Source organism: Nostoc sp. UIC 10630 (genome assembly GCF_010747425.1).
Taxonomy (GTDB): Bacteria; Cyanobacteriota; Cyanobacteriia; order Cyanobacteriales; family Nostocaceae; genus Nostoc.
This window is the reverse complement of record NZ_JAAGOG010000491.1, coordinates 1-576: the sequence shown is the minus strand read 5'-3', so window position 1 is coordinate 576 and position 576 is coordinate 1. Positions and strand designations below refer to the sequence as shown.

Sequence of the window (576 nt, the reverse complement as noted above, 5' to 3'; positions counted from 1 at the left end):
TCCCCAAAGACGACAAATTGCCAATGATACCGATGGTTTGGGGTAGTGGTTTTATAACTCAGGTGCAAGAAACTTTTAATTTAGATTCAGAGCAAAGGTACAGATATAGTACATCAGCGCGTTTGGTGGACTGCTTTGGGATGTTTGATTATTTGTTGGGGATGGAGACAAGTCAATGAACCAAAGCAAAAAGAAACGCAAGTCTCTGAGTTTGCGGCTTCAACCGTATGAGGGTGATGTTTTAGCGGAAGTTGTCGATTACTTGAACTCGTTGCCCAAGGATGAGGCACAGCGTAAGGTGGCTGATATCTTGGTGGCTGCTTTCTTGCCAGTGGCGCGGTATTCGAGCGGTAATTTTACAAGAGAGCAGATCCGTTTTGCTTGCTGGGAAGCGCAGGACTCGTTGAATAAACACGGTAGTTATATGCGTTTGGCACTGTCGGTGGAACAACCGCAGTTTGTTCTGTCACAGCCAGCGTTGCCTGCACCAGTTGTAGCTGTCAATGCCCCAAGCTACAAGAGTAATGTTTTAGAGTCGCCTGAGCTTTCAGGGGAAGCGGCTGATTCAATCAGACC

1 protein-coding gene is annotated in these 576 nt (G+C 46.9%); it reads left to right on the top strand.

The features are described 5' to 3' along the window. Positions 1–175: 175 nt before the first annotated feature. The coding region (locus G1O98_RS38555; protein WP_163939736.1) for a hypothetical protein at positions 176–576 on the top strand (401 nt) is incomplete at its 3' end.